At 58.8% G+C, this 20,783-nt stretch carries 21 protein-coding genes; 12 read left to right on the forward strand and 9 right to left on the reverse strand.

Translation table 11 applies throughout. From position 1 onward, the window contains the following. Window positions 1-94: transposase domain-containing protein (locus tag AACY50_RS27435; RefSeq protein ID WP_057395645.1), on the forward strand; the 94-nt coding region annotated here is incomplete at its 5' end. On the opposite strand, the gene AACY50_RS27440 is transcribed toward AACY50_RS27435, so the two are convergent. The 3 genes from AACY50_RS27440 to AACY50_RS27450 form a co-directional block, all read right to left on the reverse strand. Further along, a complete protein-coding gene (locus AACY50_RS27440) occupies window positions 76-1,098 on the reverse strand; it encodes a hypothetical protein (protein ID WP_339539721.1) in 1,023 nt (340 codons plus the stop codon). The two genes, AACY50_RS27435 and AACY50_RS27440, sit on opposite strands and share 19 nt — an antisense overlap. Then, window positions 1,098-1,877 carry a tyrosine-type recombinase/integrase gene (locus tag AACY50_RS27445; RefSeq protein WP_339539724.1) on the reverse strand — a complete coding sequence of 260 codons (780 nt, stop codon included), beginning with the start codon at window positions 1,875-1,877 and terminating at the stop codon, window positions 1,098-1,100. Before AACY50_RS27445 ends, AACY50_RS27440 begins: the two co-directional genes overlap by 1 nt. Window positions 1,878-2,410: 533 nt before the next feature. Then, window positions 2,411-2,908, reverse strand: coding sequence for a DUF6231 family protein (locus AACY50_RS27450; protein ID WP_339430628.1), 498 nt, complete (start codon window positions 2,906-2,908; stop codon window positions 2,411-2,413). A 199-nt stretch (window positions 2,909-3,107) separates the two neighbouring features. Between AACY50_RS27450 and AACY50_RS27455 the strand changes: the two genes are divergently transcribed. From AACY50_RS27455 to AACY50_RS27470, 4 genes are all read left to right on the forward strand, one after another. Continuing rightward, window positions 3,108-3,803: an OmpA family protein gene (locus tag AACY50_RS27455; RefSeq protein WP_221731448.1), complete on the forward strand. Its 696-nt coding sequence runs from the start codon at window positions 3,108-3,110 to the stop codon at window positions 3,801-3,803. A gap of 89 nt (window positions 3,804-3,892) precedes the next feature. Then, window positions 3,893-4,615: an OmpA family protein gene (locus AACY50_RS27460; protein WP_339430629.1), complete on the forward strand. Its 723-nt coding sequence runs from the start codon at window positions 3,893-3,895 to the stop codon at window positions 4,613-4,615. A gap of 163 nt (window positions 4,616-4,778) precedes the next feature. Next, window positions 4,779-5,060, forward strand: a complete 282-nt coding sequence (locus AACY50_RS27465; RefSeq protein WP_339430630.1) for a DUF1145 domain-containing protein — start codon at window positions 4,779-4,781, stop codon at window positions 5,058-5,060. After that, window positions 5,053-5,811, forward strand: a complete 759-nt coding sequence (locus AACY50_RS27470; RefSeq protein WP_339430631.1) for a collagen-like protein — start codon at window positions 5,053-5,055, stop codon at window positions 5,809-5,811. Before AACY50_RS27465 ends, AACY50_RS27470 begins: the two co-directional genes overlap by 8 nt. Window positions 5,812-5,887: 76 nt before the next feature. Here AACY50_RS27470 and AACY50_RS27475 read toward each other — a convergent pair whose 3' ends face one another. Beyond that, window positions 5,888-6,352 (reverse strand): CopD family protein, encoded by a 465-nt coding sequence (locus AACY50_RS27475; RefSeq protein WP_339464416.1) that lies wholly within the window; start codon window positions 6,350-6,352, stop codon window positions 5,888-5,890. Between the two features lie 100 nt (window positions 6,353-6,452). Between AACY50_RS27475 and dinG the strand changes: the two genes are divergently transcribed. From dinG to pdxH, 5 genes are all read left to right on the forward strand, one after another. Continuing rightward, window positions 6,453-8,597, forward strand: a complete 2,145-nt coding sequence (dinG, locus tag AACY50_RS27480; RefSeq protein ID WP_339430632.1) for an ATP-dependent DNA helicase DinG — start codon at window positions 6,453-6,455, stop codon at window positions 8,595-8,597. Between the two features lie 95 nt (window positions 8,598-8,692). After that, on the forward strand, window positions 8,693-11,170 hold the full coding sequence (locus AACY50_RS27485; protein WP_339539730.1) for a beta-agarase: 2,478 nt from the start codon (window positions 8,693-8,695) through the stop codon (window positions 11,168-11,170). A gap of 202 nt (window positions 11,171-11,372) precedes the next feature. Further along, window positions 11,373-12,518 carry a serine hydrolase domain-containing protein gene (locus AACY50_RS27490; RefSeq protein ID WP_221731441.1) on the forward strand — a complete coding sequence of 382 codons (1,146 nt, stop codon included), beginning with the start codon at window positions 11,373-11,375 and terminating at the stop codon, window positions 12,516-12,518. A 113-nt stretch (window positions 12,519-12,631) separates the two neighbouring features. Continuing rightward, window positions 12,632-13,717, forward strand: coding sequence for an OmpA family protein (locus tag AACY50_RS27495; RefSeq protein WP_339464419.1), 1,086 nt, complete (start codon window positions 12,632-12,634; stop codon window positions 13,715-13,717). 24 nt (window positions 13,718-13,741) lie between these two features. Continuing rightward, window positions 13,742-14,389 (forward strand): pyridoxamine 5'-phosphate oxidase, encoded by a 648-nt coding sequence (gene pdxH / locus AACY50_RS27500; protein ID WP_339430635.1) that lies wholly within the window; start codon window positions 13,742-13,744, stop codon window positions 14,387-14,389. A 5-nt stretch (window positions 14,390-14,394) separates the two neighbouring features. Here pdxH and AACY50_RS27505 read toward each other — a convergent pair whose 3' ends face one another. Then, window positions 14,395-14,631, reverse strand: a complete 237-nt coding sequence (locus AACY50_RS27505; protein WP_339430636.1) for a hypothetical protein — start codon at window positions 14,629-14,631, stop codon at window positions 14,395-14,397. A gap of 166 nt (window positions 14,632-14,797) precedes the next feature. On the opposite strand from AACY50_RS27505, the gene AACY50_RS27510 reads away from it, so the two are divergent. After that, on the forward strand, window positions 14,798-15,262 hold the full coding sequence (locus AACY50_RS27510) for an outer membrane lipoprotein (RefSeq protein ID WP_024776354.1): 465 nt from the start codon (window positions 14,798-14,800) through the stop codon (window positions 15,260-15,262). A gap of 78 nt (window positions 15,263-15,340) precedes the next feature. Here the strand turns inward: AACY50_RS27510 and AACY50_RS27515 are convergent, their stop codons facing one another. The 4 genes from AACY50_RS27515 to nhaA all read right to left on the reverse strand — a co-directional run bounded on the left by AACY50_RS27515 (window position 15,341) and on the right by nhaA (window position 19,226). Then, window positions 15,341-15,592: a pyocin S6 family toxin immunity protein gene (locus AACY50_RS27515; protein ID WP_339430637.1), complete on the reverse strand. Its 252-nt coding sequence runs from the start codon at window positions 15,590-15,592 to the stop codon at window positions 15,341-15,343. Between the two features lie 10 nt (window positions 15,593-15,602). Continuing rightward, window positions 15,603-16,796, reverse strand: a complete 1,194-nt coding sequence (locus AACY50_RS27520; RefSeq protein ID WP_339539735.1) for an S-type pyocin domain-containing protein — start codon at window positions 16,794-16,796, stop codon at window positions 15,603-15,605. Window positions 16,797-17,744: 948 nt separating this feature from the next. Further along, the gene (locus tag AACY50_RS27525) at window positions 17,745-17,918 is read right to left on the reverse strand and encodes a hypothetical protein (RefSeq protein ID WP_339430640.1); all 174 of its coding nucleotides are present in this window, start codon (window positions 17,916-17,918) and stop codon (window positions 17,745-17,747) included. 105 nt (window positions 17,919-18,023) lie between these two features. Next, window positions 18,024-19,226, reverse strand: coding sequence for a Na+/H+ antiporter NhaA (gene nhaA, locus AACY50_RS27530; RefSeq protein WP_339430641.1), 1,203 nt, complete (start codon window positions 19,224-19,226; stop codon window positions 18,024-18,026). A gap of 252 nt (window positions 19,227-19,478) precedes the next feature. Between nhaA and AACY50_RS27535 the strand changes: the two genes are divergently transcribed. Further along, complete coding sequence (locus AACY50_RS27535; protein ID WP_339430642.1) at window positions 19,479-20,573, forward strand: PLP-dependent cysteine synthase family protein; 1,095 nt, start codon at window positions 19,479-19,481, stop codon at window positions 20,571-20,573. Window positions 20,574-20,783: the final 210 nt, after the last annotated feature.

Raw genomic sequence — 20,783 nt, forward strand, 5'->3', positions numbered from 1 at the left:
GTATGCCTATCTCAAAGATGTGCTGACGCGGTTGCCGACGCAACGGGCGAGTGAGATCGACCAACTGCTGCCGCATCAGTGGGTATCTGTCTGACTTACGCAACGTGAGTTGGGCAGACGCTTACTGCGATACAGCCAGACGCGGCCCTTGAGGTCAACTGGAGCCTCTGCATTCAGAGGCTCGGTTAGAGTAATCACGCGACGGATCAACCGTTCCACAGTGGTTCTCAAACTCGGTGTGGACTCCAAAAGGCGCTCGGCGTTTGACTCGGAGCGGAGGACCACTTTGTTGGAGCTGTAACCACGCCGTTTCCAAAGCACCAGGAACACGGTGTTGTCCTTAGGATGCGGGCGCAGGCAGTCGCGGCCCATTTCCAGCAATGGCGTGGAGTTTCGCCCAGTGTGCAGTGCTACGACCAGCAGGATAAGGCTTAGGAGTTCACCGGTCACATGTGCATCATCGTCCCAGATCGGTTTGATGGCCTGCCGCAGCGCCACCGTTAATGCTTGATACTCGCGTTTGGACAGCGCAGTCTCGCCATTAATCTTGCGGTTGATGTTCGGAAAGGGATTATTCGGAAAGGTGGCCGCATCGCCAGAGGTGACCAGGTGAATCAGCCCACGCCGTCCTAAGGCGTTCAGTACGGCCTTGGTCTTCGCGTAGAAGTTCTTCTGAGAGATAGTTGCCACGCCTAACCCAGCAAGATGGTCGAGATAATGGTCGATCAAGTCGCGGGTTACATCGACCAAGGCCAGTTCGCGGCCAGATGCCGTCGCTCGCAGCATGCAGTGGTTGAGAAAGTACCGTAGCGCCTGGCAGTAGCCAGCCACCGTGGTGGTTGAAACTACGGCCTCCCCATCTGAGAGGAAGCGCTCGATCTGGCGCTGGCAAGCATAGGTGATGGGGTCGATGCCAGCGCCGTACCAGTAGGCAAAATCGAAGCTACGGGTGGTGGTGGCGTTCCGCTTGAACTCTACGATGGTTGTACTCGGCGGGATGGTCTCGGGCAAAATCACCACATTGCCTACCATGTCGCGGCTGTACTCGATTTGCGGGACGCTGAGGTCGGTTTTTGTAAATATCTTGCGCTTTCCCATCAGACTGCTTCCGCCAATGCGTTCAACTCATCGTCATAGGCCAGCACCGCTTCGTTAGCCATTTCGTTGACCAAGTGTAAGTACACCATGGTTGTCTGAATCGAACTGTGGCCGAGTTGCCGCTGAACAAACACTAAAGGCTCCAGTCCGCTTGCAGGGTTACGCTGAAGGCTGACCAAGGTTTGGGTGGCGTAAGTATGTCGTAGCATGTGCGCATGGACCTTGATTCCCGCTTGCTTGCCAGTCTGGCTGATAATTCGGTTGAGACTCTTGCCGCTGTCCCCATAAGGTTCTCCGGACTTATTGAGGAACAACGCCTTTTGCGGGCTCTTGCTCAGTGAGGCACGTTCGCCGCGCACTTTCGTCACATAGCGATAGAGATCGGACATGAATCGGCGACTAACGTGAATATCTCGCTGCTTTCTGCCTTTGGTCACCATGCCACTGCCGTCAAACGGATCGAGTCGAATGCGCAAGTTGCGATCGGTTTTTCCAGCCTTATCAGGGTCGAAAACATAGACCAGCGGGAAGGCAGCGATCTCCTCGCGGCGCAGACCTGTGTACAGCGCTAGGCGCATCATCATCCGATGGTGGGGGTTCTCCGCGGCGGTCAGGAGTGATTTGATCTCGGCCATGCTCAGAAACTTGGGCAGGGTCTTGTAGGTGCGGGGCATTACATCTTTTGCAATGGTCTTGCCGCCACTGGCATCGACATGCGCAAGGAAGTTCGCTTCACGCTTTACGTTGCGTTCCTCATAGGTGAAGGGCACGCGTTTCACCCACCCCTCCTCGAGGGCGTACTCGTAGAACTTGCAAATGTAAGTCAAGCGCTGGCGAGTGGTGGTCCGTGTCAACTCGCACGTCGTCAAGCAATAGTCTCGATAGGCTGCCACTAGACTCTTCGCTTCGCCACGATCAACGTCACGCCAGTCCAGTTTATGGGCTTGGAGGAAGCTGAAGAAATCATAAAGAGCGCGCCCAGTACTGGGCCAGGAATGTTTAGACCCGATTGCCCCGCGAAGCAAGTAGTGACGGAAGAACTGATTAGCGGGGATACAACTGTCCATCGAATCCCACAGAAGAACGGGGAACCCCGGGTAGGGTTGCCCATCAATCACAAAATCTTGAGTAGCCCTCACAAGCTCCATCTGCCATCCCTTACGTTGACCAGACACCCAATCCCTTTTGTCTGTTTAAACAGATTCAGGGCCATTAGATCACCCCTTAATCACTACCTCAGGTTATGAGCTCGCGAGGGGCTGCCATCTAATACAATGGGGATCTAACGCTTGCAAGGTGTCAGATCATTGCATTACCACCAGTATTTCCCGAAGTTTTCCGGATTGGCCCAGAACCGTGAATTCAGCCAGTCGGGGACTTGTTTGTAGTCAAGCAGGTCGTAGGTGAACAGGGTCAACACTTGATCGTCACGCTGAAAGCGCTCACTGGCTTGCAGTGCCAGTGAGTAAAAATCAGTCTCCTGCCAGCCACTGGCCGACAGATCCGCCATTACCGCGATGCGGCTGGCGTTGAGGTTGCGAATCCCGCCCAGAAGATTCAGGCCGTCACGCTTGGGCAAATGTTCCAGGCAATCGACCACCAGTGCCAGGTCGAAGCGCTGTGCCGCCAGTTCGGCAGGCAAGGTGCCGGGTTCGGCGTGGGCGACGCAGCAGTCCGGGTGCGCTTGTTTGAAAGCGGCCAGCGCCGGAAACTCGCTGGCGCCGATCAGCAGCAAGCGCTCCGGAGCGTAGCGATCCAGCAAAGCGGCCAACGCCTGTTGCGGCGTGCGGGAAGAAATGGCGACGTTCATCGAGGCTCCTCAATCAGACCGCCAAGACTAGCCTGCCTGACGGCGGCGGCAAAGCGTGGTGTGCCGCCGGTTTGCGGCCAATGCGCCAAAGTCCTGTGAACTCGGTCGCAAACAGCCATGGCCTATTGCTGGCGGAGATTAAAACTCCGGTCTTTACTCCCTGAATCGGTTCTAAGCCGATCCCTCAGGAGAAAACCAGATGAGCATAGTTCGGACAGCGTTACCCTTGATTCTGTTAACCAGTGTGTTGACTGGTTGTGCAGGTTTGCAGAAAACCGACTGGCCGACCTGTGCGGCGGTCGGTGGCGTCGTCGGTGCCGGTCTTGGTGCCACCGAGAGTTCCTCGTGGGCAGGTGGTGGTGCACTGATCGTCGGAGGCATGGCGGCGGCCTATTGCTGGGTTCATGGTGATGGCGATGAGGACGGCGATGGTGTGCCGGACAGTCGCGACAAGTGCCCGGGCACGCCTAAAGGCGTACAGGTCGATGCTGACGGCTGCCCTCCACCTGCACCGATGCCTATGGTCGAAGAAGCTGTAGTGGTCAAGGAAGAAACCATCGTCATTCGCGATGTCCACTTCCAGTTCGACAAAGCCACGCTCACGGGCTCTGATAAACAAGTGCTCGACAAGGTCGCCACACGTCTGAAGCAGGAATCCTCTACAGCGCAACTGACTGTGACCGGTCACACCGACAGCGTGGGCAGCGATGCCTACAACCAGAAGTTGTCTGACCGTCGTGCGCACTCGGTGGTGGAATACCTCATCCAGCAAGGTGTGCCGCGTGCCAGCTTCGTTTCGGTGTCCGGTATGGGTGAGATGCAACCTGTCGCCGACAACAAAACCGCTGACGGCCGCGCGCAAAACCGCCGTACCGAAATCAAAATCGTCCGCTAGACCTCTCGCATCCTCGGCTTGTGCAGTCGCGGATGCGGGTCTTTACTCCTGTGTAACCGGTATGGGCCGGTGACACAGGAGCTTTCAAAATGACTGTTTTCTCAAGGTCCGTCTTGCCGGTACTGCTGCTGGGCAGCTTGCTTACCGGTTGCGCTACTCACAGCGATGGCACTGCCCCCCTCAATCAACGTACCTGGCCGATCTGCAGCCTTATTGGCGGGCTGGTCGGTGGAGGTCTAGGCGCCATCGAAAGTGGTGGCTGGGCCGGTGGCGGCGCAGCGCTGGGGATCCTGACCGGCGGATTGATCTGTTATGCCCAGGATGGCGATGAAGACGGCGATGGCGTGTTCGATCGCCGCGACCGTTGCCCTGATACACCGGCCAATACGCCGGTCGATCACCGGGGTTGCCCACTGCCGCAATATCCGGTGACTGAAAAAGTACCGGAGCCTGCGCCTCAGACTGAAGTCATCACCCTGAGCGATGCCGGCGATGTACTGTTCGATTTCGACAAGTCCGACCTGACCCCGGCGGCCAAATCCCAGCTTGATACGCTGATGGATAAACTGCGCAATGCTGATGTGGTGAGCATCAAGGTGATCGGTCATACCGACAGCAAAGGTTCGGATGCCTACAACCAGGCATTGTCGGAACGACGCGCCAGCAGTGTGGCGGCGTACTTGCTGAGTCAGGGCCTGGCCCCGAACAAACTCACCAGTGAGGGGCGCGGCGAGAGCGAGCCGGTGGCCGATAACGCCACCGACGAGGGCCGCGCGAAAAACCGTCGAGTGGAGTTGCACATCAATCGTTAGGATGGCGCTGAAGTGCGCCAGCTAGAGCTGTCGGGCGACGATCTTCGTCGACCCGGCAGCGATTTGGCGGCCAAGCGAGTTTTTTTCATTTAACCCTCTGGCTTATCCCCCGTAGAAGCCGTTACTGTGCGTGCAAAGAATAATTCGCAATACAGGGGAGCGTATGAAAGTGTTTTGGGGGCTGGGGCGGTTATTGACCCTGCTGTTCTGCTGCGTGGTGCTGGTCGATCAGCTCATGCCGTTCATACATCCGTTGCACCTGCTGGTCAATCTGGCCGGCAGTCTGCTGTTGCTGATCCATGTGCTTGAAGTGCTGCTGTGCAACCGCAGCCTCAAAGGGCGCCCGCACCCTTGGCGTGACCGTGGCCGCATCCTGCTGTTCGGCATCTTCCACCTGCAAACCATCCCGGCCCCGGCCGCTCCGGAGGCTTCTTCCCATGCGTAAACTCTGCCTGCTCGCTGCATTCATCAGCCCTTTGGCCTGTGCCCAAGTGGTCAGCGTCGAAGCCAACTCCCTGATGCGTCTGCCCAACACTGCCAACACCTTGCAGTTGGACAAGCTGGAAGTGGCCGATTACGGCACGTTGCTGATTCCACCGAATGTGACTGAGCTCAGCGTGGGTGAATTGCGCCTCGGTCATGATGCGCGTATCGCTATCGTCCCGGGTGAACAGGCTTTGGACATGAAAGTCGTTCGAGCCGAACTGAGTGATGGCAGCCAGATTACTGCGCGCGGTGCGCCGGGAACTTACGAAAAAGCTGCGCGTGCGGGGCGCAATCTGAATCTGCAATTCAAGGCACTGGATGCGCCGCAACTGGTGGTCGACGCTCGTGGCGGCCGCGGGACGCCAGGTTTTGTCGGTCTTGACGGTGGCAACGGTGAAGATCCGGGCTGCACCTGGGGTCAGGCCGGACACGGTGCCGACGGTAGCGATGGCAGCGACGGTCAGCCGGGCGCACCGGGTGGGTTGGTGCGTCTGCAAGTGCCGCGTGAATTCCCGGCCGAACAGATCAAGATCAACGTTGCAGGCGGTGCCGGTGGGCCAGCGGGCGTTGGCGGCAAGGCCGGCAAGGGTGGCAAGTCCAAGGGCTGTCTGGTGTATCGCGCCGATGGCGGCAAGAGTGGCAAGGCCGGGGCGGATGGCCAGGCTGGGCCGGTTGGGGCTGCTGGCTCGGTGACTGTTCAGCGCCTCTAAAGATCAACGCCAGTGTTGTGGCGAGGGGGCAAGCAGCCTCGCCACAACAGTGTCCAGCGCAAATGATGGGTACCGATCAAAACATCGGTCGTGCCGCCGCAACGGCCACCAGCACCAGCCCGACCAGCAGATTAATCCCCACCACCCGGCGAATTCGCCCCAGCACCGCCGCACCTGCCGGCCAGTCCTTGGCCTCAACCGCTTTACGCAACTCTGGCAGCATCAAGCCCTGAATCCGGATGAACAGCGCCGTCATCACCACATACAACCCGATCATCACCTGCACATATTTCGGCGCGGTCTCAAACCCGACCTGCTGAAGATGCAACATGCCCACGCCGCTGACCGGCAACACGATCACGGCAACCCAGACCCAGCGAAAAAAACCTTGAAACACTTCCACCCACAGCGTCAGCCGATTTGGCCCGTCCAGAGCCTTCACTGCCGCAGGACGCAAGATCATCCAGGCGAAAAACATACCGCCGACCCACACCAGAGCGGACAGGACATGCAGCGGATAAACGAGGCTAAAAGGTGTCATTGGGGCACTCCGTTCTGCGCGGGATTAATTAGCGGGGTATGATAGCCGCCATCTGAAACCACTGAAAATTTATCCAGCGTTTTTTTGCGCCCGACAATCCATGATCAGCACTGAACTCAAAACCACGATCCAGGGCGCCTACTCGCGTTTTCTTGAAGCCAAGAGCCTCAAGCCGCGTTACGGCCAGCGCCTGATGATCGCTGAAATCGCCAAGGTTCTCGGGGATATCGACACCGACGACGAAGGCCGGCGCAGTGGCGACCCCGCGATTGTTGCGGTGGAAGCCGGCACCGGTACCGGCAAAACCGTGGCCTACAGCCTGGCAGCGATCCCTACGGCCAAACTGGCCGGCAAGCGTCTGGTGATCGCCACGGCGACCGTGGCCCTGCAAGAGCAGATCGTCTACAAGGATTTGCCCGACCTGATGCGCAACAGCGGGCTGAACTTCAGCTTCGCGCTGGCCAAGGGGCGTGGCCGCTACATGTGCCTGTCCAAGCTCGACATGCTGTTGCAGGAAGGCCACGCACAGACGGCCACTGCCCAGCTTTTCGAAGAAGAAGGCTTCAAGATCGAGGTCGATGAGGCCAGTCAGAAGCTGTTCACCAGCATGATCGAGAAACTCGCCGGCAATAAATGGGACGGCGACCGCGACAGTTGGCCCAATGCCCTTGAAGACGCCGATTGGGCGCGCCTGACCACCGATCACAGCCAGTGCACCAACCGTCATTGCCCGAACTTCGGCCAGTGCGCCTTTTACAAGGCCCGCGAAGGCATGGGCAAGGTCGATGTGATTGTCACCAACCACGATATGGTGCTGGCCGACCTGGCATTGGGCGGCGGCGCTGTTTTGCCTGATCCGCGCGACACCATTTACGTGTTCGACGAAGGCCATCATCTGCCCGACAAGGCGATCGGCCATTTCGCTCACTACACACGTCTGCGCTCTACCGCCGACTGGCTGGAAACCACCGCCAAGAACCTCACCAAACTGCTGGCTCAGCATCCATTGCCGGGCGATCTCGGCAAGTTGATCGAACAGGTGCCGGAGCTGGCGCGGGAGATCAAGGCCCAGCAGCAATTCATGTTCAGCGCCTGTGAGCAGATTGCCGATTTCAAACCCGGTGAAGATGTCGAGGGCCGTGAGCGCCCGCGTCATCGTTTCGTCGGCGGGGTGATTCCCGAGCACATGCGCGAAATGGGCATCGAGCTGAAAAAGGGCTATTCGCGTCTCAATGATCTGTTCACCCGCCTGACCGATCTGCTCAAGGAAGGCATGGATGGCGAGGTCAACATAGGCATCGCCAGCAATCAGGCCGAAGAGTGGTATCCGCTGTTCGGCAGCCTGTTGTCCCGTGCCTCGGGCAATTGGGAACTGTGGACGGCGTTCACCGCCGAAGATCCGGAAGACAGCCCGCCAATGGCGCGTTGGCTGACACTGGCTGAAAGCGGTTCGCTGTTCGATATCGAGGTCAACGCCAGCCCGATCCTGGCGGCGGAAACCTTGCGCCGCAGCCTGTGGAACGTGGCGTATGGTTGCCTGGTGACCTCCGCAACCCTGACCGCGCTTGGCACTTTCGATCGCTTCCGCATGCGCGCGGGCCTGCCGAAAAAATCCATCACCGCCGTGGTGCCGAGCCCGTTCCATCACGCCGACGCTGGCGTGCTGCGGGTGCCGGATCTGAAAGCCGACCCACGCGACGCCGCGGCCCATACCGCCGCAATCATCCGTGATTTGCCTGACCTGGTCGAAGGTTCGCGCGGTACGCTGGTGCTGTTCTCCTCGCGCAAACAGATGCAGGACGTGTTCGACGGCCTCGACCGCGACTGGCGCAAGCAAGTGTTCATTCAAGGCAACCTGTCGAAACAGGAAACCCTGAACAAGCACAAAGCGCGGGTCGATGGCGGTGACTCCAGCGTGTTGTTCGGTCTGGCCAGTTTTGCGGAAGGTGTCGATTTACCCGGGGCTTACTGCGAACACGTCGTGATCGCCAAGATCCCGTTCTCGGTGCCGGACGATCCTGTGGAAGCGGCATTGTCCGAGTGGATCGAGGCCCGGGGCGGCAATCCGTTCATGGAAATCTCCGTGCCCGACGCTTCGTTGAAGCTGGTTCAGGCTTGCGGCCGTCTGCTGCGCACCGAAGAAGATCGCGGCACCATCACGTTGCTGGATCGGCGACTGGTGACCCAGCGTTACGGCAAGGCGATCCTCAATGCGTTGCCGCCTTTCCGTCGTGAAATATCCTGAGACATCGGTGGGCCGTTTTGCCCGCCGCGTTGTCTATCTCTCTGCCATCGCGTTTCCATTGGCCTTTGTTGGTCGCTAGGGAGAACTCCGTTCTTATGATCCGCCGTTCGTTGCCTGCCGTGTTTGCCTTGCTCTTTGCTGCCCAGTTGCTGGCGGCGCCTGCTGGTCAACAGACCCTGTTCAATTTTGTCCGTCCCGCTGACGTGGTGAAAGTCGCGACCGAAAACGCTGACCTGCCGCAAGCCAATGCCGAACAAACGGCTGAAGGTGAAGTGCTGCGTCGTGTGACGTTCAACCCGGTGGCCCGCCCGACCTTGCGTCTGACGCCACAAACCGGCGCTTGGGACTGGTCACAATCGGGCATGATGACCCTGCGTTTGCAGAGTGCAATGAACTGGGCCGTGACGGTTTATGTGCAGATCCAGAGCAACAACGGGCAGACGCTGACCAGCCGCGTCGATTTGCCGGCCGGCCCTGCACAAACCCTGTTGGTGCCGCTGGTCGCCACTTCACCGCTCAGCCAGGGCATGAAAGCCGGGCCGCCGATGCCGATGCTGGTCGAGGGTCAGCGAATATTGCTGGCCAGCAGCAGCGGCGAAATTGATCGCAGCCAAGTGGTGTCGGTGAGCTTGTCGATGGATCAGCCAAAAGTTGCCCAGAGCCTGTTGCTCGAGCGTTTCGGCGTGGAGGACGGCGATGCGGTCATGCGAGCGGTGTATAGCAATCTGGTCGACGCTTACGGGCAGTCGACCCGCAGCAAATGGCCGGAAAAGGTCAGTAATGATGAACAGCTCAAAGCCGCCGCCGGTAAAGAACAGCAACAGCTGAAAACCTGGCTGGCCCAGCGCGAAAAATCATCGCTGGACACGTTCGGCGGCTGGAACAAAGGCCCGGCGTTCAAGGCCAGCGGCTTCTTTCGCACTGAAAAGCGTGACGGCCGCTGGTATCTGGTGACGCCTGAGGGGCATCCGTTCTACTCCCTTGGCGTCAACACCGTCAGCCCGGAGGTCAACCAGACTTACGTTGCCGGTCGCGAGAACATGTTTGAAGCCTTGCCCAAACCTGACGAACCGTTGGCCGGGCATTTTGGCGAGGACGACCACCGTGGTGGCAATGGCGCCGATCAGGGCCGAGGTCATGCCAGCGGGCGTTGGTACGATTTTTACGGTGCCAACCTGCAGCGCCTGTATGGCGAACCGTGCAAGCCGGCCAGCGCCACCAAGGCTGGGGTCGCCGAGGCGGCCAAGGCGGGTGCGGCTGAGCAAAGCGCAGCAAACGCTGCAGAACCGCTCGCTACGTCTGAACAGCCCAAGGCTGGCGTTGCTGAAGCGGCCAAATCGTCATCATCCAATCCGCCCGCTGCTGTGCCTTGCACCGCTTCGGTCGATGAACAGAAGTGGGTGAGCCACACCCTTGATCGCCTGCAAGCCTGGGGTTTCAACACCGTCGGCAACTGGAGCGCGCCGTCGCTTGGCAACGCCGCTCGCGTGCCTTACACCTTGCCGCTGTCTATCGTCGGCGATTACACCAGCATCAGCACCGGCAGTGACTGGTGGGGCGGTATGCCGGATCCGTTCGATCCGCGCTTTGCCATGGCCACCGAGCGCGCCGTGGCCATCGCTGCCCGCGATCACCGCGACGATCCATGGCTGATCGGCTACTACGCCGACAACGAGTTGGCGTGGGCCGGCCCTGGCGAGGATCCGAAATCCCGCTATGCGCTGGCTTACGGCACCTTGAAAATGACCACTGACGTGCCGGCCAAACGTGCGTTCCTCAAGCAGTTGCGCGACAAATACCGCAATCAGGCCGGGCTATCGAAGGCGTGGGGCATTGATCTGCCCGCGTGGGAATTGATGGAAGACCCGGGCTTCGAGCCGCCGTTGCCGAGCGCGGAACACCCGGAAATCGAGGCCGACTTCAAATACTTCCAGAAAGTGTTCGCCGACACCTATTTCAAGACCATTTCCGACTCGCTGAAATGGCACGCGCCGAACCAGTTGCTGCTCGGCGGCCGCTTCGCTATCAGCACCCCAGAGGCCGTGGCGTCCTGCGCGCAGTTTTGCGACGTGCTGAGCTTCAACATGTACACCCTCAAGCCGCAGGACGGTTATGACTTCGCCGCCCTGGGCGCCCTGGACAAACCGGTGCTGATCACCGAATTCAACTTTGGCTCCACCGATCGCGGCCCGTTCTGGGGCGGTGTGACGCAATTGGCCAAGGAAGAAGACCGCGGTCCGGCGTACGCCAACTTCCTCAAACAGGCGTTGAGCGAACCTTCGATTGTGGGTGTGCACTGGTTCCAGTATCTGGATCAACCGGTGACCGGGCGCTTGCTCGATGGCGAGAACGGCCACTTTGGCTTGGTAGGCGTGACAGATCTGCCCTATCAGGATTTCGTCGAGACGGTGCGCAAGAGTAATTTGCAGGCGATTGATCAGTTGGGCAAAGAGGCTGGGAAAGCCGCGGCCGCGGCGGGTCATGAGGCTGAAGGTGGGCGAAAGGCTGAAGCCGGCAAAGGGCCAGGGCGGGGCGTAGGCCATGCGGGTGGGCATTCCGGCAACGGTCACTAGTCTTTACGTGCGCGTTAGCGCTCTTCGCGAGCAAGCCCGCTCCCACAGGTTGTTCGTAAACTTTGTGGGAGCGGGCTCGCTCGCAAAGGCCTCGATTGTTGCACCACAGCATCAACCGTCCAGCCCATAGCTGTTCCCAAATCCCTCAAGGGCTGGAACAATGCGGGCCACTTTGTAGAGCGTTTTCGCGGGGGAGTTGCGGGTGCAGATTCAGGGACATTACGAGCTTCAATTCGAAGCGGTGCGCGAAGCTTTCGCCGCACTGTTCGACGATCCCCAGGAACGCGGCGCAGCGTTGTGCATTCAGGTCGGCGGAGAAACTGTTCTCGATCTCTGGTCCGGTACCGCCGATAAGGACGGCGCTGAGGCCTGGCACAGCGATACCATCGCCAACCTGTTCTCCTGCACCAAAACCTTCACCGCTGTCACGGCACTGCAACTGGTCGCCGAAGGCAAGTTGCAGCTCGATGTTCCGGTGGCCCGCTATTGGCCGCAGTTCGCCGCCGCCGGCAAAGAATCCGTCACCCTGCGCCACTTGCTCTGCCATCAGGCCGGTCTGCCGGCCCTGCGCGAACTGTTGGCGCCCGAAGCCCTTTACGACTGGCAAACCATGGTCGACGCCCTGGCGGCCGAAGCGCCGTGGTGGACGCCGGGCACCGGTCACGGGTACGCCGCGATCACATACGGCTGGCTGATCGGCGAATTGCTGCGTCGTGCTGATGGTCGCGGCCCTGGCGAATCGATCGTCGCCCGTGTCGCCAAGCCATTGGGCCTGGATTTCCACGTCGGCCTGGCCGATGAAGAATTCCACCGCGTGGCGCACATCGCTCGGGGCAAGGGCAATGCCGGCGATGCGGCCGCGCAACGTCTGCTGCAAGTGACCCTGCGCGAACCCACCGCCATGACCACCCGCGCCTTCACCAATCCGCCGTCGGTGCTCACCAGCACCAATAAGCCGCAATGGCGACGCATGCAGCAACCGGCGGCCAACGGCCACGGCAATGCGCGCAGTCTCGCCGGTTTCTACGCCGGACTGCTCGACGGCAGCCTGCTCGAAAGCGACATGCTCGAAGAGCTGACCCGTGAGCACAGTCTCGGCGAAGACAAGACCCTGCTGACCCGGACCCGTTTCGGCCTCGGCTGCATGCTCGATCAACCGGACGTGCCCAATGCCACCTACGGCCTCGGCCCAAGGGCGTTCGGTCATCCGGGGGCGGGCGGCTCCATCGGTTTTGCTGACCCTGAGCATGATGTCGCGTTCGGTTTTGTGACAAATACCCTTGGGCCATACGTCTTGATGGATCCGCGCGCGCAGAAGCTCGCGCGGGTGCTTGCCACTTGTCTATAAAGCATCAAAGGAGGTTCCAGGGCTGGAACCTCGACACGATTTTCGATTCAAAGCGACTGTTTATCCGGGCGATAGTGCTCTGATTTTTCATTACTTCATTTTGTGGATTTTCAATGTCATCTAAAAAGACGCTCGCCCTGGCCTTGTGTGTTGCGATCACCGGTTGCGCACAGACCCCGAAAAACGATGCGGACGGCAGCAGTTGGTGGCCGTTCGGATCTTCCGACAAGGTGGCGGCCAAAGAGCCAGCCCCGGCCCCGTTGAAGCCTGCCGCCACTGCCCCGGTTGCCAAAGCCGAGAGTAGCAACCCTTGGTACTGGCCGTTCGGTTCCGATGATTCGGCTACCAAAACTGAAGCAAAAAACGAAGCCAAACCGGCCGCCGTGGCCAAGGCCGACGCTGAGGCGGGCGGTAAATGGTGGTGGCCGTTCGGCGGCAAGGATCAGAACACGGCCAAAATCGTGCCGATGCCTGACCCGAAAATCACTCAGGCCTGGCTCGACGATTATGAGCCGCGCCTGCGCGAAGCGGTCAAGGACAGCAATCTGCAACTCGAGCGTCGCGACAACGTGCTGGTCGTAACGGCGCCGGTCGAAGGCTCGTTCAACCCGGATCGTCCCGCCATGCTGCTGCCGGTCACCCTAGGCCCGTTCACCCGCGTTGCGAAAATCCTCGAAGCCGATCCGAAAACCGCCGTGCTGGTTCTGGGGCACAGCGACTCCAGTGGCGCCGCGCCCGCCAACGTCAAATTGAGTCAGGAACGTGCCCAGGCCATTGCGGCGATTTTCCGTCTCAGTGGCTTGCAACGTGATCGCCTGATGCTGCGCGGTATGGGTTCCGAAGCGCCGCGTGCGGCCAATGACAGTGCAGAGGGGCGTGCCCTGAACCGTCGTGTGGAACTGCTGGTCACTCCGCAGAACACCATGGTTGCGCTGTTGAGCAAGTACAACATGCCGGCGCCGAGGCCAGTGACCCTGGTCGCTAAGCAGGACGTCAAGCCAGCGGCCAAACCGGTGGCCCCGGCACCCGCGGCGAAGAAAGCTGCCGCACCGGCGACTAAAAAAGCGCCGGTCAGGAAAGCTGCTGCCAAGGCGCCGGCGAAGAAAGCACCGGCCAAGGCTCCAGCCAAGAAAGCCGCTCCAGCCAAAGCCGCTGCAACAGACAAGAAAGTCGCAGCGACCGATACCACCAAAAAGTGATTCGCTAACGAAAAGGAATGCGCCATGACCCAGGCTCTGGCAGATATGCGTCGTGATTACACTCGGGATGGTTTGACCGAGGCTCAAGCCCCGCGGGAGCCGTTTGCGCTGTTTCACCAGTGGTTCGCTGACGCGGTGAAAACCGAGCAGGCGCCGGTGGAAGCCAACGCCATGACCCTGGCCACGGTTGATGCGCACGGGCGTCCGCATTGCCGCATTCTGCTGCTCAAGGGCTTGGATGAGCAGGGTTTCACCTTCTTCACCAACTACGACAGTGCCAAGGGCCAGCATCTGGCGGCCAATCCGTTTGCCGCCATGACCTTCTTCTGGCCGTCCCTTGAGCGCCAGGTGCGTATCGAAGGGCGGGTGGTGAAGGTCACGCCTGAGGAATCCGATGCGTATTATCAGGTGCGCCCGCTGGGCAGCCGTCTCGGTGCCTGGGCGTCGCCGCAGAGCCGGGTGATCAACGGGCGTGGCGAGCTGGAGGATCTACTCAAGGCTACCGAGCAGCGCTTCAGTGACACTCAGCCTGACTGCCCGGAACATTGGGGCGGTTACCGCCTGCTGCCCGAGCGCATCGAATTCTGGCAGGGCCGTCCGAGCCGTCTGCACGATCGCCTCAACTACCGCTTGCAGGGCGCCGACTGGATTGTTGAACGTCTGGCACCTTAAGCAGTCTACCGAGCGGGATAGCCTGCCGCAGCGGCCTCAAGCCATTGCGGCAGATCCCGACGCTTGATCTTCTGCGTCTGTGCCTGTTTCAATTTTTCGAGCATGAAGGCGCGTTTGCCTTCATCCTTGCCGGCCAGCGACAATGCCAGATCGCGATCCATCCAGCGTTTGATCCGCACGTAAAGCCACCAATGGAAGTACAGACCGGCAACGCTAGTGACGACAATGATCAAGTAATCCATGAAAATCCTTGGGTCGGCGGCGCAAGAAATGGAATTTGGCGCTAATGTTGGTGAGTTCGCAGGGCGCCTGTACCGGGCCTGAATGAAAGCAATTTTATCCGGGTTGCGCCGTGACAGGCGTCAAGCTGCGGAGTTTAATGAATACCTGTCCTTTGGAGTTGATGCTATGCGTAAGTCTGTTCTGCTGGTTGCTTCCTTTTCCACGATGGCGATGTTGCTTACCGGCTGCCAATCGAGCCTGACCGGTGACTCCTACTCCCGTGACGAAGCACGTCGCGTGCAGACGATTCGCATGGGCACCATCGAGTCCCTGCGACCGGTGAAAATCGAAGGCACCAAGACCCCGATCGGCGGCGCAGCAGGCGCAGTGGTTGGCGGTGTCGGCGGCAGCGCCATTGGTGGCGGTCGCGGCAGCATCGTCGCAGCGGTCATCGGCGCGGTGGCGGGTGGTCTGATCGGTTCGGCGACCGAGGAAGGCCTGACGCGTACCCAAGGTGTGGAAATCACCGTGCGTGAGGATGACGGCAGCATGCGTGCCTATGTGCAGCAGGTTCAGGAGAATGAAGTGTTCCGTGTTGGCGAGCGCGTGCGCATCTCCACCGTTGGCGGGACCAGCCGCGTTTCGCACTAAGCGCGAGCGAGCGGTAAAAGAAAACCCCGATCAGGTGACTGGTCGGGGTTTTTGTTTTTTGCTTACAACCCGGGTAAGTCAGTAATCGGCACATGTGCCCAAAAAAAACTCCAAACCGTTCGGAAGGCTAACTTTGAGAAGAGTTTCCAGCGCAGCTACCTGATCTGTGCTCAATAACAACTCCCCGGGTTCCAGTTCACTTAGGGGTTTGGACTCAATGAGCTGTGCGACTTTTTCATTCATCTCGCTACCGGTGATATCTAACTCGAATTGCAGAGAGTCGTCTTGAGCGTCATCGGGGTAAAAGCCGGTTATAGAAAGGTAGCGCATGTCTCAATCCTTAGTTTCTAGAGGTTCTTCTGTCCGGCACTGCAGGCCCGGTTTGCTCACCCGTCAGGTGATTGAACTCGCCCAAATGAGTAGTTCCCAATTTGTCGTATTTTTCGACCGCGTTACTTTTGTAATCCCATTCATAAATTCGACCTTTGCGGTCTACCCAGCGTGCTCGCCGCTTCCCGCCACCTTTCACCGATGATTTCGACTTTACTCTAACTGCATCAGGGAAGGCGGGTAGCGTCTTAGGGTGGTCGTAGTAAGCATGGTCGCGCGCCCTGCTTAGAACGATGTACACAGGCCGAATTCCAGAATCCGCCGGAAACACCAGAATGAAATCCCGATACTCCGGCGGATAAACCGGATTCACCAGAATCCCGTCTGCTGCTTTCGTTGGCGGATAAACCCAGATGTGCGGCGCCTGCGGAGCGGCCTCCAGTGCAGGAATGCCAAGAATGTCCGCACCATCCACGGCCGGTGTCCAGATCAGTTCGACGCCTTCACCCAAGTCAGCAATGAACTGACTGCCACGCGCAGTGAACTTCACGACATCCACCATTTCCCAATCACGGTTCTTGCCGGTGTAGAAGCCGTAACCCTTGAGGCTGCCGTCGGCCTGTTGCTCTACCCGCAAACGAACGCGGGTGCGGGCCTGTTTCAGGGCGCGCAGTTGATCATCGGTGTAGAGGGCGCTGTCGCCCAGGCTTGAGGGCATGAACAGCGCGACCAGTCCAACCAACGTGGCGGCAGCAGTGCTGGCGGCAACGGCAGGCAATGCTTCGAATGCAGATCCGGCCAGAGCGAAGTTGCCAAATCCTGTCGGGATGGCCGTCGCACTGATGTTCTTCAACGCGACGGCACCGTTGATATCGGCTTCGCGGGCACCGAGCAGGATCAGTTCGCCGTAGTCTTTCAAACTATCGGTCGGCACCATCCCCGAAGGATTGGAGTAATCAATGATTGCGTCTGGCAACTTGCAAGATTTGGCAAAGACGCATCCGGCGCGCAGGGGGTCAGGCTTTGTCGCAGCGATTTCACGACTGCGCTCGAAGGCCTCCTGGCGCGCCAGCATGGCGTCGTAAGCGTTTTGTCTGGCATCGCGCGCAGCCAGTTCACTGGCCGTCATATAGCGGTAGGTGACGTAATGCCCGTCGCCTTGTGGTGGGTTGGGAACCCGGGGAATGTCCTTGTTGCGAGCCACTGATCGTCCTTTCGTTCATCCATCGACCGTCCCTGGGGAGGGGCTGGGCGACGTTAACGAAGCAGGCATTTTGTGGCTGTAGGACGCGTCTCTATAAGCGTGGGATTGTTCGACTACAACAATTTATCGAGTACGAACTCTTTGAATCAGGGGGGGGCTGGATAGCTGACTTGATTTCAATCAGTTCTCCATCAGTGATTTCTGCTATTTGTGTCAGCCCTTCGCTGCCTTCATCCGAGTTATCGAAAATGTAGGCTCTGTTGGATGTAAGGATAGCTTCAGACAAAAGCTCCAGAGATCTCCAGTAACGGGCCTTTATTTTTTCAGGAAGAACGCTATGTCCACCTTGCGATACGCGGTAGGCAACCCTGGCTATATTGATTTCAGGATCAGCTGTAGCGACGTAATAAACGTAGACTCTGTAGCCAGAGTCATGAGCCTAGGCGAGCAGGTTAACTTTGGCTGAGGAGGACATGACCGTTTCAAACGTAAAGCTGATGCGTTCTTTGATCAGCGACCGGCGTATGAAATCGGAAAGGGCTGAAGCGACGTAGGAGTCGATTTCAGTATTTGCGAAGCTGAGTCTTTCACCTTCAATCGCAAGTGAGTCCAGCTTTGCCAATGAACGTGGGGATTTCTTTGAAAGCGCATGTTCACGGAAAAATTCAAAAATCCCTGCTTTATGAGATTCGATTCGATATGAGGTGAAGTCAACGTATCCCGTATCGTTAATCGCCCGTTCGATATCATCAGGATTGATGTAGTTTCCAAGAAAATGGGCAGGAACAAGTCGATTGAAGGTGCTTTTTCCCTATCCATTAGGTCCCGCAAATATCCGTATTCTTGGTGTGCTCAAGAAGTAACCTGTTTTGAAGATTTATTGATGTGCAGGCGAGTACCGCTTTTCAGGTTTCCATAAGTGCCGATCGAGCGCAAAGCAACGGAGGTCTACTCCGTCACCTCGAACAGTTGGCCAGCTTTAGCAACAAGAACGGCTGCGCTGTTGGCAAGTGCCATCCTATAGGCGTTATTGAATGCCTTCAGGGCGATATCTGGAATCCGGGATTCCTGCACGGCAATCTGATCATCCGTCATTGGGCGTTTTTCTGCTTTACGTGACATGGATGGCTCCGAGAAATACCGTGCTCGAGAGGCGGCTGAGGTTAACGAAAGACATAGCACACTTGCGCGGCTCATTGCTAAGCCTTGCGCGAAGCGTGCTGATACTCATGACGCAGCTGGTTTCTCAGATTGTAGGGTGCTTTGGCGGCTCGCCGCCGCCGTCACCGCATACCCGATCAATGCCGCCAGAATCGAGCCGGTCAAAATGCCCATCCGGTCCATCCCGGCGTAATCGCTGAGACCTGGCTCAAAGGCCAGCGAGCCAACGAACAGGCTCATGGTGAAGCCGATGCCGCAGAGAATCGCCACCCCCAGCACCTGACCCCAATTCGCACCTTGGGGCAGGGTGGCGATGCCGATCTTGACTGCCAGCCAGGTTAGGCCAAATACGCCAACGGTCTTGCCCAGCAGCAGGCCCACAGCGATACCCATCGGGACGTGGTGGGTGAAGCTTTCGACGGTCACGCCACTCAGCGAAAGGCCGGCGTTGGCGAAGGCGAACAGCGGCAGGATGCCGTAGGCCACCCACGGGTGCAGCGCGTGTTCGAGGGTCAACAGCGGCGAAGGCTCGGCGTTTTTTGTCCGTAGCGGAATGCAGAAGGCCAACGTCACACCGGCCAGCGTTGCGTGGACGCCGCTCTTGAGTACGCAAACCCAAAGGATCAGGCCGATGATCATGTACGGCCCGAGCTTGACCACCCCCAGGCGGTTCATCGCCACCAATGCTGCGATGCACGCTGCCGCCAGACCCAGTGACAGGGTCGAGAGTTCGCCGGAGTAGAAGATCGCAATGATCACGATGGCACCGAGGTCATCGATGATTGCCAGGGTCATCAGGAACAGTTTCAGCGACACCGGCACACGCTTGCCGAGCAAAGCCAGCACGCCGAGGGCGAAGGCAATATCGGTGGCGGTTGGGATCGCCCAACCGTCGAGGGCCGGCGGGTTGTCACGGTTAAGGAACCAGTAGATCAGCGCTGGCACGACCATGCCGCCGATCGCCGCGGCACCGGGCAGGACAATCTGCGAGGGTTTCGACAACTGGCCGTCAAGCACTTCGCGCTTCACTTCCAGACCGATCAGCAGGAAGAACATTGCCATCAGACCGTCGTTGATCCACAGCAGCATGGGTTTGGCGATTTTCAACGCACCGATCTGCGCCACCACCGGAGTATCGAGCAGCCCGGTATACAGCCACGACAGTGGCGAGTTGTTGATAATCAGAGCCAGAATGGCCGCGGCGATCAATAACAGACCGCTGGCAGCTTCCAACTGAAAGAAACGCGTGAAAGTGCTACGCAGAGGCAAGGTCGCTCTCCATCGAATAGTCAAAAGGTGGAACACCCTAACCCGGACTGTTGGTTGTTAAAACAAAACTCATATTCTTTTTTTGTTATATGTCGTTACAGAGTGGTTTGCCGTTGGCCCTGCTGAGCCTAGCAGTTACTCGACATATTGAAACTCAGCTGTACCTGTGCGTGATGCAGGTTTTTTCCTAAGCTGACGACTGAGCCTTTTGACGAGGCTGATTTCCTGCCAGATCCAACGAGAACCCTCACCATGAGCGACAACCGACAGTGGGCCCGCGAAGCCATCCGAATCATTGAAGCGGACTTCCAGCGCAGCGCCGACACCCACCTGATTCCCTTGCCGCTGCCGGGGTTTGCGGGCATTGAGTTGTACTTCAAGGATGAATCCAGCCATCCCACCGGCAGCCTCAAGCATCGGCTGGCGCGTTCACTGTTTCTCTACGCGTTGTGTAATGGCTGGCTCAAGCCCGGCGCTCCGGTGATCGAGGCATCCAGTGGGTCGACGGCGATCTCCGAGGCGTATTTCGCACGGATGCTGGGTTTGCCGTTTATTGCGGTGATGCCGGCGACCACCTCCAAGGAAAAGATTGCCCAGATCGCTTTCTATGGCGGCCAGAGTCACCTAGTGAACGATCCGACGCAGATTTACGCTGAATCCGAACGTTTGGCCCGTGAGCACGGTGGCCACTTCATCGATCAGTTCACCTATGCCGAGCGCGCCACCGACTGGCGAGCGAACAACAACATCGCCGAGTCGATTTTTCAGCAAATGCGCTACGAGCGGCACCCCGAACCGAGTTGGCTGATCTCCAGCCCCGGCACTGGCGGCACCACAGCAACCCTTGGCCGCTACGTGCGCTATCGCCAGCACTGCACCCGCGTGTTGTGCGCCGACGCCGAACGCTCGGTATTCTTCGATTACTACAAGAGCGGCGATGCGAGTCTGCGTCTGGATTGTGGTTCGCGGATTGAAGGCATTGGCCGGCCTCGGGTGGAAGCGTCGTTCTTGCCCAAGGTGATCGATGCGATGGTCAAAGTGCCGGACGCCTTGTCGCTGGCGGCCATGCATTATATGGCGCAACGTCTGGGCCGGCATGTCGGTGGGTCAAGCGGCACCAACCTGATCGGTGCGCTGATGGCGGCGCAGCAGATGAAAGCAGCGGGTGAGTCGGGGTCGATCGTGGCGATTCTGTGCGACGGCGGCGAGCGCTATGCCGACACTTATTACGATCAGGACTGGCTCAAGGCGCAGGGTTATGAGTTGGAGGGGTTGATTGCCGCGGTGGCGGCGACAGCCGAGCGCGGTGAGGCGCTGCCAGCTTCAGTGTTGCGCGCCAACATCTGAATAAAACGCAGCAACCAATGTGGGAGCGGGCTTGCTCGCGAAAGCGTCGGGTCAGTCACCATTGTCGTCGACTGACGCACCGCCTTCGCGAGCAAGCCCGCTTGTATGGTAGGACTTGAAGGGAGGAGGAGGGACAAGGCTCGATTCTGACTGTTAGCGCAGTACAGACCGTGGGAGATTTCACCCTCCTCCTTTCACCCAAGCGCCGAT

Origin of the sequence: Pseudomonas sp. RA_15y_Pfl2_54, from assembly GCF_963971015.1 — a bacterium.
GTDB classification, from domain to species: Bacteria; Pseudomonadota; Gammaproteobacteria; order Pseudomonadales; family Pseudomonadaceae; genus Aquipseudomonas; species Aquipseudomonas baetica_A.